The organism is Corynebacterium sp. (assembly GCF_012837295.1).
Taxonomy (GTDB): domain Bacteria; phylum Actinomycetota; class Actinomycetes; order Mycobacteriales; family Mycobacteriaceae; genus Corynebacterium.
In genome coordinates this window covers 1-15,486 of record NZ_DURI01000059.1, presented here as the reverse complement: position 1 = coordinate 15,486, position 15,486 = coordinate 1, and the positions used below count along the sequence as shown (strand labels likewise).

14 protein-coding genes and 1 pseudogene are annotated in these 15,486 nt (G+C 69.3%); 1 reads left to right on the top strand and 14 read right to left on the bottom strand.

What is annotated here, in order from left to right; translation table 11 throughout:
• Nucleotides 1-63: 63 nt before the first annotated feature.
• The 3 genes from GX015_RS02110 to GX015_RS02100 all read right to left on the bottom strand — a co-directional run bounded on the left by GX015_RS02110 (nt 64) and on the right by GX015_RS02100 (nt 2,694).
• Nucleotides 64-903 carry a hypothetical protein gene (locus GX015_RS02110; protein ID WP_291342427.1) on the bottom strand — a complete coding sequence of 280 codons (840 nt, stop codon included), beginning with the start codon at nt 901-903 and terminating at the stop codon, nt 64-66.
• A 44-nt stretch (nt 904-947) separates the two neighbouring features.
• A complete protein-coding gene (locus tag GX015_RS02105) occupies nt 948-2,333 on the bottom strand; it encodes a glycine--tRNA ligase (protein WP_291342425.1) in 1,386 nt (461 codons plus the stop codon).
• A gap of 115 nt (nt 2,334-2,448) precedes the next feature.
• Nucleotides 2,449-2,694 (bottom strand): hypothetical protein, encoded by a 246-nt coding sequence (locus tag GX015_RS02100; protein ID WP_291342423.1) that lies wholly within the window; start codon nt 2,692-2,694, stop codon nt 2,449-2,451.
• Between GX015_RS02100 and GX015_RS02095 the strand changes: the two genes are divergently transcribed.
• Nucleotides 2,684-3,163, top strand: coding sequence for a Fur family transcriptional regulator (locus GX015_RS02095; RefSeq protein ID WP_291342422.1), 480 nt, complete (start codon nt 2,684-2,686; stop codon nt 3,161-3,163). The two genes, GX015_RS02100 and GX015_RS02095, sit on opposite strands and share 11 nt — an antisense overlap.
• 40 nt (nt 3,164-3,203) lie before the next feature.
• Here GX015_RS02095 and GX015_RS02090 read toward each other — a convergent pair whose 3' ends face one another.
• The 11 genes and pseudogenes from GX015_RS02090 to GX015_RS02035 form a co-directional block, all read right to left on the bottom strand.
• A complete protein-coding gene (locus GX015_RS02090) occupies nt 3,204-5,120 on the bottom strand; it encodes an HNH endonuclease signature motif containing protein (RefSeq protein WP_291342418.1) in 1,917 nt (638 codons plus the stop codon).
• Nucleotides 5,121-5,460: 340 nt separating this feature from the next.
• Complete coding sequence (locus tag GX015_RS02085) at nt 5,461-6,213, bottom strand: isoprenyl transferase (protein ID WP_291342416.1); 753 nt, start codon at nt 6,211-6,213, stop codon at nt 5,461-5,463.
• A 54-nt stretch (nt 6,214-6,267) separates the two neighbouring features.
• Nucleotides 6,268-7,230, bottom strand: coding sequence for a DNA repair protein RecO (recO, locus tag GX015_RS12740; protein ID WP_366926218.1), 963 nt, complete (start codon nt 7,228-7,230; stop codon nt 6,268-6,270).
• An 18-nt stretch (nt 7,231-7,248) separates the two neighbouring features.
• Nucleotides 7,249-8,196 carry a GTPase Era gene (gene era, locus GX015_RS02070; protein ID WP_291342448.1) on the bottom strand — a complete coding sequence of 316 codons (948 nt, stop codon included), beginning with the start codon at nt 8,194-8,196 and terminating at the stop codon, nt 7,249-7,251.
• Nucleotides 8,197-8,215: 19 nt separating this feature from the next.
• Nucleotides 8,216-9,559 carry a hemolysin family protein gene (locus GX015_RS02065; RefSeq protein ID WP_291342414.1) on the bottom strand — a complete coding sequence of 448 codons (1,344 nt, stop codon included), beginning with the start codon at nt 9,557-9,559 and terminating at the stop codon, nt 8,216-8,218.
• Entirely contained in the window at nt 9,556-10,242 is a 687-nt protein-coding gene (gene ybeY / locus GX015_RS02060; protein ID WP_291342413.1) for an rRNA maturation RNase YbeY, read from the bottom strand. The genes GX015_RS02065 and ybeY overlap by 4 nt, the downstream gene beginning before the upstream one ends.
• A gap of 211 nt (nt 10,243-10,453) precedes the next feature.
• Nucleotides 10,454-11,461 (bottom strand): annotated as a pseudogene (locus GX015_RS02055) (PhoH family protein); the annotation flags it as partial.
• Between the two features lie 136 nt (nt 11,462-11,597).
• The gene (locus GX015_RS02050) at nt 11,598-12,812 is read right to left on the bottom strand and encodes an AbrB family transcriptional regulator (protein ID WP_291342411.1); all 1,215 of its coding nucleotides are present in this window, start codon (nt 12,810-12,812) and stop codon (nt 11,598-11,600) included.
• A 48-nt stretch (nt 12,813-12,860) separates the two neighbouring features.
• Nucleotides 12,861-13,619: a 16S rRNA (uracil(1498)-N(3))-methyltransferase gene (locus tag GX015_RS02045; RefSeq protein ID WP_291342409.1), complete on the bottom strand. Its 759-nt coding sequence runs from the start codon at nt 13,617-13,619 to the stop codon at nt 12,861-12,863.
• 39 nt (nt 13,620-13,658) lie between these two features.
• A complete protein-coding gene (gene dnaJ, locus GX015_RS02040) occupies nt 13,659-14,804 on the bottom strand; it encodes a molecular chaperone DnaJ (RefSeq protein ID WP_291342407.1) in 1,146 nt (381 codons plus the stop codon).
• A 123-nt stretch (nt 14,805-14,927) separates the two neighbouring features.
• Nucleotides 14,928-15,486, bottom strand: a 559-nt coding sequence (locus GX015_RS02035) for an HrcA family transcriptional regulator (RefSeq protein WP_291342405.1), incomplete at its 5' end; no start/stop codon positions are given.

The following is a 15,486-nucleotide window of genomic DNA, read 5'->3' as shown; positions in this document are numbered from 1 at the left end:
GGGGACGGGACCACTGCCCTCCCCCGAGACGCGCCCGGGCCGATCATCGCCGAACATCGCTGCCTACGACACCCACACCCACACGAGGTAGGCGATCAACAGCAGCAGGCACACGGTGAGAATCCACGTCGAGCTGATCATCCGGTACTCCAGCACCCGGCGGGCCACCCACGTGAGGAAAATCTTCTCCTCGTCGGGAAGCGCACGGCCCGCATCCGTGTCGTACTGGATCTCCGCCGCACGCACGCCGCGATTCGCACCCGTGAACTGCCCCAGCTTCCCGCCGCGGGCATCCTCGATCACATAATTCTGGGCGCCCTCGCACACCACGAACAGGTGGCGGTCCCCGCCGAGATCCACATCGATCTTCTTGGCCCGCGACAGCTTCGAACGATCCTTGCCGCCCGCCGTGAACACGCGCCCATCCGGCAACGTGGCCACCAGGCGACCATCGCCGACGACGTCCAGATCCCACGCACCCTGCGCCGTGGCGATGGCCTCCTCCGGACCGACCCGCACGTACTCCGCGACCTCGGCGCCCTCCACGGTCACCGGGATGCGGACCTCGTCGCCGTCCTTGACCTCCTCGCCCAAACGCCAGCTCTCCCAATGCACGACGGTGCCGTCATCCAGGGTCGCCGCATGCGAATCGTCGATCTCCCGCAGCGCCGGCGCGTCGGCGGAATCCGAAGTGACCTTGGCGGAGGCAGCGTCAGCCGAACCGGCCTCCGCCGGAACCGACGTCGGAGCCTCCTCGCCCGGAGCGGGCGCCGCCGGCTCCGCGACGTCGACCGGATCGACCTCGGGGACCTCGGGAGCCTCGACGTCCTCGGCGGGCACCACGCCCGGCCCGTCGTCAAGCCCCTCGGGATCGAACCCGGAACGGTCGTTCTTGTCGCTCATGCGTTGTCTCCTCGCTGACGGGAAAAGGTTCGTCGGAACCCGGTTTAGCAGCCGATCAGGCGCTGCGCGAGGTAGCCCTCGAGCTCGTCGATCTTGACGCGCTCCTGCTCCATCGTGTCGCGCTCGCGGACGGTGACGGCGCCATCCTCCAGGGTGTCGAAGTCGACGGTGACGCAGAACGGCGTACCGATCTCATCCTGGCGGCGGTAACGGCGACCGATCGCACCCGACGTGTCGTAATCGATGGCCCACAGGCCGCGCAGCTTGTCCGCGACGGCCTCGGCGGTCGGGGTCAGCGTGTCCTTCTTCGACAGCGGCAGCACCGCGACCTTCACCGGCGACAGGCGCGGATCGAGCTTGAGCACCGTGCGGACATCGGTGCCGCCCTTCGCGTTGGGCACCTCCTCCTCGGTGTACGCGTCGCACAGGAAGGCCATCATCGCACGGGTCAGACCGAAGGACGGCTCGATGACGTACGGCACGTACTTCTCGCCCGTCACCTGGTCGTGGTAGCGCAGATCCTCGCCGGCATGCTCGATGTGGCAGCCCAGGTCGTAGTCCGTGCGGTTGGCCACGCCCATCAGCTCGCCCCACTCGTTGCCCTGGAAGTGGAAGCGGTACTCGAAGTCGATCGTGCGGGCCGAGTAGTGCGCGCGCTCATCGTCGGGCACGTCGAACTGGCGGATGTTCTCCGGGTCGATGCCCAGGTCCAGGAACCAGTTCCAGCACGCCTCGACCCACTCGTCGAACTTCGCCGGGGCGTCATCCGGGGCGGTGAAGTACTCGATCTCCATCTGCTCGAACTCACGGGTGCGGAAGATGAAATTGCCCGGGGTGATCTCGTTGCGGAACGCCTTGCCCGTCTGGCCGATGCCGAACGGCGGCTTCATGCGCGCGGTGGTCATGACGTTCTTGAAGTTCACGAAGATGCCCTGCGCCGTCTCCGGGCGCAGGTAGTGCAGGCCGACCTCGTTGTCGACGGGGCCGAGGAACGTCTTGAGCAGGCCGGAGAAGTTCTGCGGCTCGGTCCAGTTGCCCGGCTGGCCGGTCTCCGGGTCCGGCACGTCGGCAAGGCCGTTGGCCGGCGGGTGGCCGTGCTTGGCCTCGTAGGCCTCGAGCAGGTGGTCGGCGCGGTAACGCTTGTGGGTGTGCAGCGACTCGACCAGCGGGTCGGTGAACGTCGCGACGTGGCCCGACGCCTCCCACACCTGGCGCGGCAGGATGATGGAGGAATCGAGGCCGACGACGTCCTTGCGGCCGGTGACGAAGGTCTTCCACCACTGGCGCTTGATGTTTTCCTTCAGCTCCACGCCCAGCGGACCGTAGTCCCACGCGGAGCGCGTACCGCCGTAGATCTCACCGCAGGGGTAAACGAAACCCCTGCGCTTGCACAGGTTCGCGACGGTATCGACGACAGACTTCGGGGCCACTGCCTCTAACGCTCCTTGGTTCACGGTGTCCCGCCCCGCGGTGGATCCGGCGGGCGCGGAATGACGGTGGGCGGCTTCGTCGGCCGCCCCGTGCAATTGACGGCCCGGATGGCCGTCAACAAGTGTCCCCCACTCTAACCGCCGGGCCGTGTTCCATGCCCATCGGCCCCGGGAAATCGCCGAGGGTAATGTCGGGATGCGAAACAAGCTTTGCGACGGCAACCGCCCCGCCCCCGGCGTTGGGTTCACGAGGGGCGCGAACGGTGCCGGGATTGGAGAGGTCGGCGATGTCTTCCACGTCATCTGCGTCATCCGCATCATCCAGGTCGTCCGCGGCATCAGGGGCGTCGATGGAGCCCACGTCGGGCACCGCCCGGCCCGCCGATCGCGCTGGATCTGACCGCACGCCGGCCGACGAATCCGCGCAGTCGCCGAAGATCGGCGTCCGCAGCACCAGGCAGCGCAAGGCGGTGATCGCGGCGATGAACGAAATCACCAAGTTCAGTTCGGCGAAGGACATCCACCAGGTTCTCGAAGGCCGCGGCGACAAGGTGGGGCTGACCACCGTGTACCGGACTCTGCAATCCCTGTCCGAGGTGAAGGCCGTCGACGTATTGCACACCGACGGCGGTGAAGCGCTGTACAGGTTGTGCGGCGACCATCACCATCATCATCTCGTGTGCACCGACTGCGGCGAGACCGTGGAAATCGGCGGTGGCCCCGTCGAGGATTGGGCCGATGAACTGGCCACGAAGCACGGTTTCCAATTGACGGGGCACACCGCAGAGATTTTCGGCGTCTGCGGTGAGTGCCAGACCGACCCCACGTGATTCTCGGCCTCAGTGATTCCCGGGCAATCGTGGTCCGGGTTTACCCCGAGCGGCTCCACCAATTGCGGGCGGTCGATTCCGCCTCCCGCTTCTGGGATTGGTAGGTGCCCCACCAGGTGTCGGACCATCCCGGGGATCGTCTCGCCGCCGGGGAATCGTTGAATTCCGGTGGTTCTCCAGGTTTCACGTGGCCCACCCTCCCGGTTTCCCGGGGATGGGTCGCCCGCCCGCTCGCGTCGCCGGCATTCGCGTCGTCGTTTTCCCGGTGATGTTCGGGGCAGCGCAGCGTGCAATTGCCGATGTCCGTCCCTCCCCCGAACAGCCACGCGTCGATGTGGTGGGTTTGGCATTCATCGGCGGGCCGTTCGCATCCCGGGTACGTGCACACCGTTTCCGCGGCCAAGAGCAGCATCCGTTGCCACAGATCCGCGGTTCTTCGTGATCGCCCGAGGTCGAGTGGGCGCCCCGTGACGTCGTCCAAAAGTGCGAGCCACGTGTAATTGTGGGAGCCCAGCGCGACGAGCTCGGGCAGCGTGATGTCGATGCCGGTGTTCGTCGGAAAGCGCTTGAAGGCTCGCTCCTCGACTGATTCCCCGTCCCCCGCACTCACCTGCGGTTCCTCCCGTTGCGACTCCTCCAGCCGCGATGCCCCGGGTTCCGACTCGGTCGCAGATAAACCGCGCAACTCCTCGTCCAAGTCCGATGCCGTGATCGCCACGACGATCGAGGCCACGCCCGGATTCTGGTGGGCGAGCGGTCTGGCGCGTCCCGAAAACAGGTCCTCCACGTAGGGGCATCGTTCGGGATCCCAGTACGCGGATTCCGTTCGGAGCCATCGCAGCAGGCCCCTGTCGGGGGCACCAGGATCGGCACCGCTCATCATTCCCCCTGGGCCGGGATCGGCACCGCTTGAGGTTCCTCCGCGTCCGGTCTCTGCGCCGTCGTCACCAGCGGGATGGTCTCCAATGCGACCGGCCTCGTCGCCAACGCAGCCAGCCCCGCCTTCACCGGCCTTGCCGCTCCCGCTGAGCGCGAAAAGCAGGATGTGGTGCAGCGCGTGCACGCGACGCTGGGTCAGGGTCCGGGGGTCTTCGACTCCCTCGGGCAAGTCCATGAAAGCGCCGGGACCGGCATTGAGGTGCATCAATGCATTCAGCGCCGCTGCGGTCGGAGCCGGCACCATCGCATCGATTTTGCAGAGACCATCGACGTTGGGCGCCCTCACCGTCAGCCGAACCTGTGACGCGCCGGCTTTGGTGGCGGATTTCCTCTTCTCCAGCCGCTTCCTGGCTTCGGCGGCGCACATGGATCGGAACAAGTCGGCGGGAGTGGTGCCTACATTGTCGGCGATTGATTCCGCGACCTCCTCCATCAGGCCGTCCGACTGTCCGGTGAAACTTCCGAGAATGTCGTTCATGCTCGTCGCCCTGGCCACGGGGAAATCGCCGGCCTTCGCCGCGTCCGCGAGTCGATCGCCCACGCGCTGCCTTCGGCGGAGCTTTTCGTCGGCCGCGCTCAGCTCCTCCGGCGTGACGTCCGGCGGTGGGTCCGGATCGGGCTCCGGATGCAGGGTGTCGCGGAATGCAAGCAGGTGCCGGGCTTCGGTATCGGTGAGGTCGAGCAAGCGCTTCAAGTAGGACCGGGCAGTCGCGCGGCCGCCGCCCCTCTTGTTCAAGCCATTGGCGACGACCGCGTCCGCGTATTCGGCGAATACCAGGTCAGCCATGCGCACGGCTCTCCGCAGAGTCACCATCGCCGCCTCGACGGCATTGACCTCCTCCCCATGCTGTCCCGACTCCCCGACCCGGCCGATGCTCAGCGAGTTCAAATCTCGGATCGCGTGCTCGACGGCTCGCGCCAACGCACCGCAGGCCCTCCCCAGTTCCCCGTCATCGTCGCCGTCTTTTCCATCGTGAACTTTTCCATCGTCCTGTCCATCCCCGCCTGTCGTCGACATCGTCCCCACCCGTCGTTGTGGACCGCTCGTCCGTTCGCATCACCGAACCTACCGACGACGCCGGAATACCGCAGCGCAATTTTGTTCGAATATTGCTTTACGACGGCCACCGTCCCCGCAATTCGCGCCCCAGGACCACATGTGACGTTTCGCCACACTCTCCCCGTTCAGACCCCCGACAGCCTCCCCCGTCGTTGTACTCTCACCACCCGGCCGCACGAGACCCCTCACGCCCGTTCGAACAGAAGGAGCATCCCCACCTCGCTCCCCACCTAGCTCCGCACCCGGGCCGCCACCGCCCCGACCCCGCCTTCTCGCCGCCGAGGCGCCGCCCCATCCCCTACTTCACGCCGCCGAACCGCCGGTCCCGCTTGGCGTATTCGACGACGGCCGCCCGCAGGTCCTCGCGGGTGAAGTCGGGGAACAGGCGATCCTGGAAGACGAGTTCGGCGTAGGCGGATTGCCAGGGCAGGAAGTTCGACGTCCGTTGTTCGCCGGAGGGCCGGAGGAACAGGTCGACGTCGGGCATGTCGGGTTCGTCGAGGTAGCGGCCGAAGTTCTTTTCGTCGATGTCGCCGGGCTTGATTTCGCCGGCCGCCGCGAGCCGCGCGATTTCGCGTGCGGCGTCGACGATTTCGGCGCGGCCGCCGTAGTTGACGCACATGTACAGCGTCAGGTTGGTGTTGCCCACGGTCTGCTTTTCGGCGACTTCGAGTTCCTTGATCACGGAGCGCCACAGCCGCGGTCGCCGCCCGGCCCAGCGGACGCGCACGCCCTTGGCGTCGAGTTCGTCTCGCCGCCGGCGCAGGACGTCGCGGTTGAAGCCCATCAGGAATCGCACTTCGTCCGTCGAGCGCCGCCAGTTCTCGGTGGAGAACGCGTACGCGGACAGGTGCGGCACGCCCATTTCGAGGCAGGCGTCGACGCAGTCCATGAGCACGGCCTCGCCGCGCTTGTGGCCTTCGGTGCGTTTCATGCCGCGTTCCTGTGCCCAGCGTCCGTTGCCGTCCATGACCAGGGCGATGTGCCCGGGCAGGAATTCCTCGGGGACGGGCGAGTCGTGCGGGATGGGGTTCGGCTTCGGCGAAGTCACCTCCCCATCATGCCCCACGCCGGGTCGCGGTCTCACCCCCGGTTGCTTCCCGCTTTACGACGGCCCGTGTTCTCCCCGCGCACCGTCCCTCGTACGGGCCGGCGGCCCCGCATTCTTCCGGGCGGGCCCGTCTTCTCCCCATCGGGCGTCGACGAAGGACAGCGCCGAGACGCGTCGGCCGAGGTGGAATTGGAGGTGGGCCGTCGCCAGGCCGCGTGCTTGTGCCGCCATGGCGCGGAATCCCCTGGCTCCGGCGACGGCGGCGACGTAGTCCCAGCGGTCGTGGGCGAGCCACCACATGAGGCGCAGGACGTCGGTGGGCGGGGTGGCGGCGCCGGGTGGGCGGCATTCGACGCAGACGGCGCCGCCGGCGGCGGGGGCGAATGCCTTGTGGGGGCCGGGTTTTCCGCATTGGGCGCAGTCGAAGAGGCTGGGGGCCCAGCCGGCTTCGGCCATGGCCTTGAGCAGGTAGGCGGTGAGCAGCAGCCCGGGCGAACGGCCGGCGCTTCCCGAGCTCGTGCCGGTTCCGGCGCCTCCCCCGTTGACCATGCCGTCCCCGGTGCCGGGGCCTCCCCCGTTTCCGGCGCCGCCGCCGTTTCCTGCTCCAACACCACGGTCGGCCCCGGTCTCGGAGTGCGCCAGCGCGTCGAGCGCGTCGACGGTGAGGTCCCACAGCCCGGGCGAGGGCGTGCCTTCTTCGCCGGCGAGGCGTTCGGCCGTTTCCAGCACGCCGCAGGCGCAGGTGTAGCGGGCGTAGTCGTCGACGATCGGCGCCGCCCATGTCCGCACGGCGTCCGCCCCGGTGATGGTGCCGAGGTTGCGGCCGGGGTGGATCTGCACGTCGACGTCGACGAAGGGCGCGAGCCGCGATCCGAACCTCGACTTGGCGCGCCGCACGCCCTTGGCCACGGCGCGCACGATCCCGTGGTCACGGGTGAACAGGACGATGATGCGGTCGGCCTCCCCCAGGTCGTGTCGCTTTACGACGACCGCCCGATCCCGGTAACTCTCCGCCATGGTTTCGCCGAGCGCCGCCTAGAAGCCCAGGCGGCCGAGCTGCTTGGGGTCGGACTGCCAGTCCTTGAGCACCTTGATGCGCAGGTCGAGGTAGACGTTTTCGCCGAGGAGCTCGATGAGGGACTTGCGGGCCTTCTGCACGGTGACGCGCATGCGGCCGCCGTCTTTGCCCATGAGGATGTGCTTCTGGCCGGGGCGTTCGACGTAGATGACGGCGTGGACGTCGGTGACGCCCTCGCGGTCGGGGTTGGGCAGGACTTCGTCGATCTGGACGGCGACGGAGTGCGGGAGCTCCTCGCGCAGTCCGCCGAGGGCGGCTTCGCGGATGAGCTCGGCCATGCGGGTGTCGCGGTCCTCGTCGGTGACGTGGCCCGACGGGTAGTACTTCGGCCCCTCCGGCAGGAGCGAGGCCATGACCTCGATGAGGGTCTCCAGGTTCTCGCCGGAGTTCGACGACACCGGCACCAGCTCGGCCTCGGGGCCGAGCAGGGCGTGGAGTTCCATGAGGCGTTCGGCGACGACGTCGCGGGCGACCTTGTCGGTCTTGGTCACGATGCCCATCAATGTGGTGTTGGGGCACGCCTCGCGGACGGACTCGAGGATCCACCGGTCGCCGGGGCCGATCTTCTCGTCGGCGGGCACCGACACGGCGATGAGGTCGACGTCGGAATAGGCTTCGGCGACCATGTCGTTGAGCCGGTGGCCGATCAGCTTGCGCGGCTTGTGCAGGCCGGGGGTGTCCACCACGATGATCTGGGACTTCTCGCGGTGCACAACGCCGCGCACGGGGTGGCGGGTGGTTTCCGGCTGGTCGGCGGTGATGGCGATCTTCTCCCCCACCAGCGCGTTGGTCAGCGTGGACTTGCCCGTGTTGGGGCGGCCGACGATGGACACGAAGCCGGAGCGGTGGCCCGGCGGGGTGGCGTAGTCGTCGGACTCGCCGCCGATTCCGGCGCCCGCCAGCATGTCGTCCAGGTTTCCCATGTCAGTTCTCCTCGTTTTCGTGTCCGGTGCCGGCGTCCGCCGGTTCCGGGTCGGCGGGCTCCACCACGACGGCGTGCACCCGCATGCGGCCGCGGCGGTCCCGCGCCCCTTCGGCGGTGAACCGCAGGCCCGCGGCCTCCACTTCGGCGCCGGGCAGGGGCACGCGCCCCAGTCCGTAGGCGATCAGCCCCGACACCGTGTCGACGTCGTCGAGGACGCCGTCATCGAATCGGATCTCGCGCCCCTCGGCTTCGTCGTAAAGCTCGACGAGTTCGTCGAGGGACAACCTGGCCACGAGCCTGTACCTGCCGTCGCCGAGGGGTTCGATGGGCGCGCGTTCGCCCTCATCGTATTCGTCGGCGATCTCGCCGACGATTTCCTCCAGGATGTCCTCGATGGAGATCAGCCCCGCCACGCCCCCGTACTCGTCGATGAGGACGGCGATGTGGTTGCGGTCGCGCTGCATCTCGTCGAGGAGATCGTCGAGCGGCTTGGAGTCCGGCACGAACGTCGCAGGGCGCATGACGTCGGTGACGGCGACGCTGCGGCCGCCGTCGGTCAGCGTGTACGTCTGGTGCACGAGGTCCTTGAGGTAGACCACGCCGACGATGTCGTCCGCGCCGTCGCCGATGACCGGGATGCGCGAATGCCCGGAGCGGACGCACAGCGCCACCGCCTGGCCGGCGTGCTTCTCGGATTCGATCCACACCATTTCCGGGCGCGGCACCATCACCGAGCGCGCGGACGTCGACGCCAGATCGAACACGGACTGGATCATGCGGCGCTCGTCGTGCTCCACGATGCCGCGCTCGCGGGCGATGTCGACCATCTCGCGCAGTTCGACTTCGGTGGAGAACGGGCCGTCGCGGAAGCCGCCGCCGGGGGTCAGCACGTTGCCGGTCCAGATCAAGAGCTTTTCGACGGGCCCCAGCAGCCGCGAGACCCCGCCGAGGATGACGGCGGAGGCCAGTGAAATCGAGTACGGGTTGCGTCGGCCCAGCGTGCGCGAGGTGACGCCGAGGACCAGGTAGCTGAACAGCGTCATGGCGACGATGGCGGCCGTGATGGCCCACGCGTCGGAATGGATGAACTCCATCGCGATGACCGCGACGAGCACCGCCCCGGCGACTTCGCACAGGGTGCGCAGCAGGACGAGCACGTTGACGTTGCGGGCCCGCGAGTCGAGCACGCGGACCAGCGCCTTCGCCCCGGCGACTTCGTCGCGGACCATTTCGGTGACGCGCGCCCGGGAGATGGAGGACACGGCGGTCTCGACGGTGCTGAGCACGCCGGCGATCGCCATGAGCAGGATGACCACCAGGATCATCCACACCGATGCGGTCATCGCTGCGCGCCCGCCCCGCGATCGCGGCCGTCGCCATTGCCGTTGCCGTTGCCCGTGCCGCCGCCATTGCCGTTTGCGTTGTCGTTGGCATTACCGGTTGCAGTGCCGTTTGCAGTGCCGTCGTCGTCGCCGTCGAGCTTCTCGTCGAGCTTCACGCGATCGGCCGCCGACGGGAACGCGCCGGGGTTGATGGGCTTGGCCGGGAAGTCGGCGCCGCGGCGCTCGACGTCGTCGTACCAATCGGCCAGCAGGCCGTTCTGGAGCGAGAACATGCGGCGCTCTTCGTCGGCCTCGATGTGGTCGTACCCGAGCAGGTGCAGGAGCCCGTGGACGGTGAGCAGCACCAGTTCATGGCTGAGCGGATGGCCCGCCTTCTCCGCCTGGCGGGCGGCGAAGTCGGGGCATAGCACGATGTCGCCGAGCATCGACGGCCCGGGCTGGGGTGCCTCGGGGTGGCCGGAACCGGGGGTGAGCTCGTCCATGGGGAAGCTCATCACGTCGGTGGGGCCGGGCAGGTCGAGCCAGCGGACGTGCAGGTCCTCGATGGTCGGTTCGTCGACGAGGTGGATCGACAGTTCCGCCGCGGGGTGCACGTCCATGCGGGAAAGGGCGTAGCGGGCGACGTCGATGAGGGATTCCTCGCTGACGCCGTGGCCGGATTCGTTGAAGACCTCGATGCTCATCGGTGTTCGCTCCTGTCGCCGGTGCTCGTGCTCGTATCCGCGTTCATGCTCACTCGTCGTCCCCCGACTTCCACTTCCAGTCGCCGCCGGCGTCGCGGACGCCATGGGCCCCGCGGCCGGACTTCTCGCGTCCGCCGCCGCTGCTCCCGCCATCGCGACCCCCGCCGCTTCGGCCACCGCCACCCCGTCCGAAACGGTTCTTTCCGGGGCCGGAGTCGCCGTCGCGCTCCGCCTTCTTCCGCTCGGCACGCTCCTTTTCGGCCGCGTCGTGGTCGTCGTAAGCCTCGACGATGGCGGAGACCAGCGAGTGCCGCACGACGTCGGCCGCGCCCAGGTGCGGGAACGCGATGCCGTCGATGCCGGACAGGATGCGCCGGACGACGTCGAGGCCGGAGCGCTGCCCGCGGGGCAGGTCGACCTGGGTGGCGTCGCCGGTGACGACCATCTTCGCGCCGAAGCCCAGGCGGGTGAGGAACATCTTCATCTGCGCGGGCGTCGTGTTCTGCGCCTCGTCGAGGATGATGAACGCGTTGTTCAGGGTCCGCCCGCGCATGTAGGCGAGCGGGGCGACCTCGATGACGCCGGATTCCATGAGCTTCGGGATCAGCTCCGGGTCCATCATGTCGCGCAGCGCGTCGTGCAGCGGGCGCAGGTAGGGGTCGATCTTCTCGTGCAGCGTGCCGGGCAGGAAGCCGAGATTTTCGCCGGCTTCGACGGCGGGGCGGGTGAGGATGATCCGCTCGACTTCCTTGCGCTGCAGCGCCTGCACCGCCTTGGCCATGGCCAGGTAGGTCTTGCCGGTGCCGGCGGGGCCGATGCCGAAGACGATGGTGTTGCGGTCGATGGCGTCGACGTAGTCCTTCTGGCCCTGCGTCTTGGGGCGCACGACTTTGCCGCGGCGGGCGATGATCTCCCCGCCCAGCACGTCGGAGGCGCTGCCCGGCCCGCCCGGTTCGCCGGAGCCGCCGCGGGCGTCCGCGCCGACGATGCCCACGGCCCGCGTCACGGAGTCGGTGGAGAGTTCGTGTCCGCGGCGGGCCATGGATTCGAGTTCCTTGAAGGCGCGCGCCGCCGTGGCCACCTGCGACGGGCGCCCGGTCACGGTGACGGTGGCGCCGCGGGCGTGGACGTCGGCGCCGAGGAGATTTTCGAGCAGGCGCAGGTTGCGGTCGGCGTGGCCGAAGACCGTCGGCGCATGAGCCGGGTCGAGTTCGACGATCGCCTGGGTGCGCTGGTCGACGCTGTGTCGTTCGGGCCCTCGTCGTTCGGGCTGTCGGGTCGGATCCGTCACGCCGGGTGGAACCTCGTTTCCTTCGCGTGGTTGTGCCTGCCGGGCCGGTGCGCCGGGTCGGGCGTCACCGCGTTTTCCCCGATCTTAGGTCTTCCGGCGGATCGGGCGTGCACCGGCGCATCAGATGCGGCACGGACGGTGCCGCGACGGCCACGGCGATTACGCGGACGACGTGCATCACCACGACGATGCCCGCCCCTCCCCGCTCGGCGACGAAGCCGAAGACGAGCTCGCTGGCGCCGGGCGCGGTGGCCAGGTACGAATCGACGCCGCCGGTGACGCCGAGGGCCCACATCGCCCAGGCGCACAGGGCGGTCGTCGCCAGCAGCATGCCGACGCCGGCGAGGACGTACGGCAGCGACCGGCGGAATTCGGCGATGTTCGCGGCGGTCATGCCCGATCCGGCGGCGGTGCCCAACACGACGAACGCGACCGCGATCGCGAGCCGCGGCACGTCGGGGGCGAGGTCGGGCCAGATCAGCGCGCCCGCCGCCCCGGCGAGGATGGCCGGAATGAGGAAGGGCGCGGGGAAGCGCGGAATGAGCTTTGCGACGGCCCATCCCAACGCCAGAGCGGCCACGATCATGGCCCAACTGGGCCAGTCCCCCAGCCACTCGCTCATCCAGACATCCGACCACGAGGTCTGCCACTCTCCCGGCCCGTTACCGGCGGAGTCATCGGCCCCGGTAGGCGTGCCCGCGGCCGCTCCCGTGTCGGCGGTGGAGGATGCGGGGCGCGGGCCGTCGAGAAGCAGGACCACGGCCGGGAGGCTGAGCGAGACGATGAGCAGGCGCAGGTATTGCGCGAAGACGACGAACTTCTCGTCGGCCCCGGCGTCGCGGGCGAGTGCGAGCATGAGCGACGCCCCGCCCGGCAGCGTGGACACCAGCGACGTCGCGCGGTCGATTCCGGCGCGGCGGTGCAGGAGCGTGGACGCGGCGAAGGCGACGAGCATCGACGCGACCGTGACCAGGAGGGCCAGGGGCAGCCCCGCGAGCAGCTCGCCGGCGCTGGATTGGGCGACGGGGCCAACGGCGAGCAGCGCAATGACGGTCTGCCCGAAGCGGTTCGGCCACGGCCTGGTCCAGCCCACGTTCGGTGCGGCGCGGCCACCGCCGATCAACGACAGCGCGACCGCGACGACCATCGGGCCGACCAACCACCCGGCCGGAATGCCCGCCCACGCCGCCACCGCGCCGCCGACCGCGCACAGCAGCCACGGGACGAGGAATGCGAGGAAGGCGGAAACGGGACGGGTTCGGGGACGGGTTCGGGACACGGTGGCGTCTGTTCGGTTTTGCCGCTTCAGTTCCGGCTCAGCCCCGGCTCAGCCCCAGCGCCGGGTCAGCGGGCCCAGCGCCGAGGTCGCGGCTGCGCCGGCCAGCGCCGTGCGCAGGACCGTGGGGCCGAGGACGACCGGGACGGCGCCGGCGGCGCGGAACAGTTCGAGCTCGTCGTCGTCGACGCCGCCCTCGGGCCCGACGATGAAGACGATCTCGCCCGCATCCACCGCGGCCGAGGCGACCTCGGCGAAGGGCCGGTGCTCGGCCTCGTGGAGGACTGCGGCGACTCCCCCGCGGCCGACGACGTCCTCGATCAGCGCGACGACGTCCTTCGTCGAGTGCAGCTCCGCCACCGGCGGGATCCACGCGCGGCGGGCCTGCTTGGCGGCCTCGCGGGCGGTGGCGGCCCACTTGTCGCGGGCTTTGCCCGCCTTCGCGCCGGTCCACTTGGCCACGCAGCGCCGCGCGGACCACGGGACGATGGCGTCGACGCCGGCCTCGGTCATCAAGTCGACGGCCAGCTCCGCCCGATCCGACTTCGGCAGCGCCTGCACGACCGTGACGTGCGGAGTCGGCCGCTCGTCGACCGCGGCGGAGATGATCTCGCAGGCCGCGCGGGAACCGTCGGCAAGCGAAATGCGGGCCCGGGCCCGCCGATCCTCGCCGTCGACCAGGAACACCTCGTCGCCGGCCGCGAGCCGCTGCACCTTGACGTGCTTGGCCTCGGGGCCGTCGAGCGAGACCGTATCGCCGGGAGCGGGCGGCGCGCCGCCGAAGTCGGCGAGGAAGACGGGCAATCCCATGGCTCTCCTGTTCTCCGGCGGATTCGCGGCCGGCGGTCCCTAGCGGCGGGTGCGGAAGCGGGAGAAGAACCCGCGGTCGGCGGTCTGGCCCTCGACGAGCCGGGTGTCCTCGCCCCGGTGATCGCGCAACTTCTCCAGCATCTCGCGGGACTTGCCGTCGAGCTTGGTGGGCACGGTGACGTCGACGTGGGCGATGAGGTCGCCGGCGCCCTCTCCCCGCAGGCGCGGCATGCCGCGGCCCTCGACCCGCAGCGCCTGGGCGGGCTGCGTGCCCGGCTCGACGCCGACGGCGATCTTCTCGCCGACCAGATCCTCGATGTCCAGGGACGTGCCCAGCGCGGCGTCGACCATGGGCACGTGGATGGTCACGTGCAGGTCATCGCCCTCGCGGGTGAACACCGGGTGCGGCTCGGCGTGGACCTCGACGTAGAGGTCGCCGGCCGGGCCGCCGCCCGGGCCGACCTCGCCCTGGCCCGCCATGCGGATGCGCATGCCGTCGGCGATGCCCGCCGGGACGTTGACGGTGAGGTCGCGGCGCGACTTCACGCGGCCGTCGCCGCCGCAGTTGGTGCAGGGGTCGACGATGATTTCGCCGGTGCCCTGGCATCGGCCACAGGGACGCGACGTCATGACGTTGCCCAGGAAGGAGCGCTGGACCTGCTGAATTTCGCCGGTGCCGTTGCAGTCGCCGCAGGTCTTCGGCTTTTCTTTGGACTTCGAGCCGGTGCCCTCGCAGACGTCGCACAGCACGGCGGTGTCGACCGTGATCGGCTTGCGCACGCCCGTGAAGCACTCGTCGAGGCCCAGCGAGATGCGCAGCAGCGCGTCGGAACCGGGCTGGACGCGGGACCGGCGCTGGCGCGGGCCGCCGCCGGCGCCGCCGAAGAACGCCTCGAAGACGTCGCCCAGGCCACCGCCGCCGAAGCCCCCGAATCCGCCTCCGTAACCGCCTGCGCCGCCACCCTGGTCCATCGGGTCGCCGCCGAGGTCGACGATGCGCCGCTTCTCCGGATCGGACAGCACCTCGTGGGCGACGGAGGCCTCGCGGAACTTCTCCGCCGCCTCCTCGTCGTCCGGGTTGCGGTCCGGGTGGTACTTCAGCGCGAGCTTTCGGTACGCCTTCTTGATCTCCGCGTCGGAGGCGTCCTTGGACACGCCGAGGATGCCGTAGTAGTCACGAGCCAACGTCAGTTACTTCCTTATGCATCTGTGGAAAATCAATTGTCGGGAATCGATGGGATTCGGGCGGTCGGGCCATCGGCGGGCCGATGGGACGACCGTCGAAAGAATGTACCAGCGCGCGGGCGCTCACCCGTCACCGAGGACCCGGCCGACGTACTGTGCAACGGCGGCGACCGAGGCGATTGTTCCCGGGTAGTCCATGTAGGTGGGGCCCACGACGCCGAGGCCGCCGAGGATCGCGCCGGAGGTGCCGTATCCGGTGGAGACCACGGAGGTGCCGCGGAGTTCCTCGTCCTCGTTTTCCTCGCCGATGGACACCCGCACCTGGTGGAGGTCCTGGACGGCGGACAGCAGCTTGAGTACCACGACCTGCTCTTCCAGCGCGTCGAGCACCGTCGGCAGGGTCGACGGCAGGCGGCCGTGCAGCCCGGAGCGGGTCAAATTCGAGGCGCCGGCGAGGATCAGCCGGTCATTCGGCCGGTCGATCAGCGACTCGATGATCACCGTCGAGCACCTGATCACGATGTCGCGGACGTCGGCCGGCGCGTTCGCGGCCAAATCCGCGATGGAGGCCGAGGCGTCGGAAAGCGTCTTGCCCGCCATGGTCCGGTTGAGCATGTCGCGCAGCGGCGGCACCTGGTTCGGGTCGATGGGCGCGGCGAGTTCGACGTTGCGCTGTTCTACG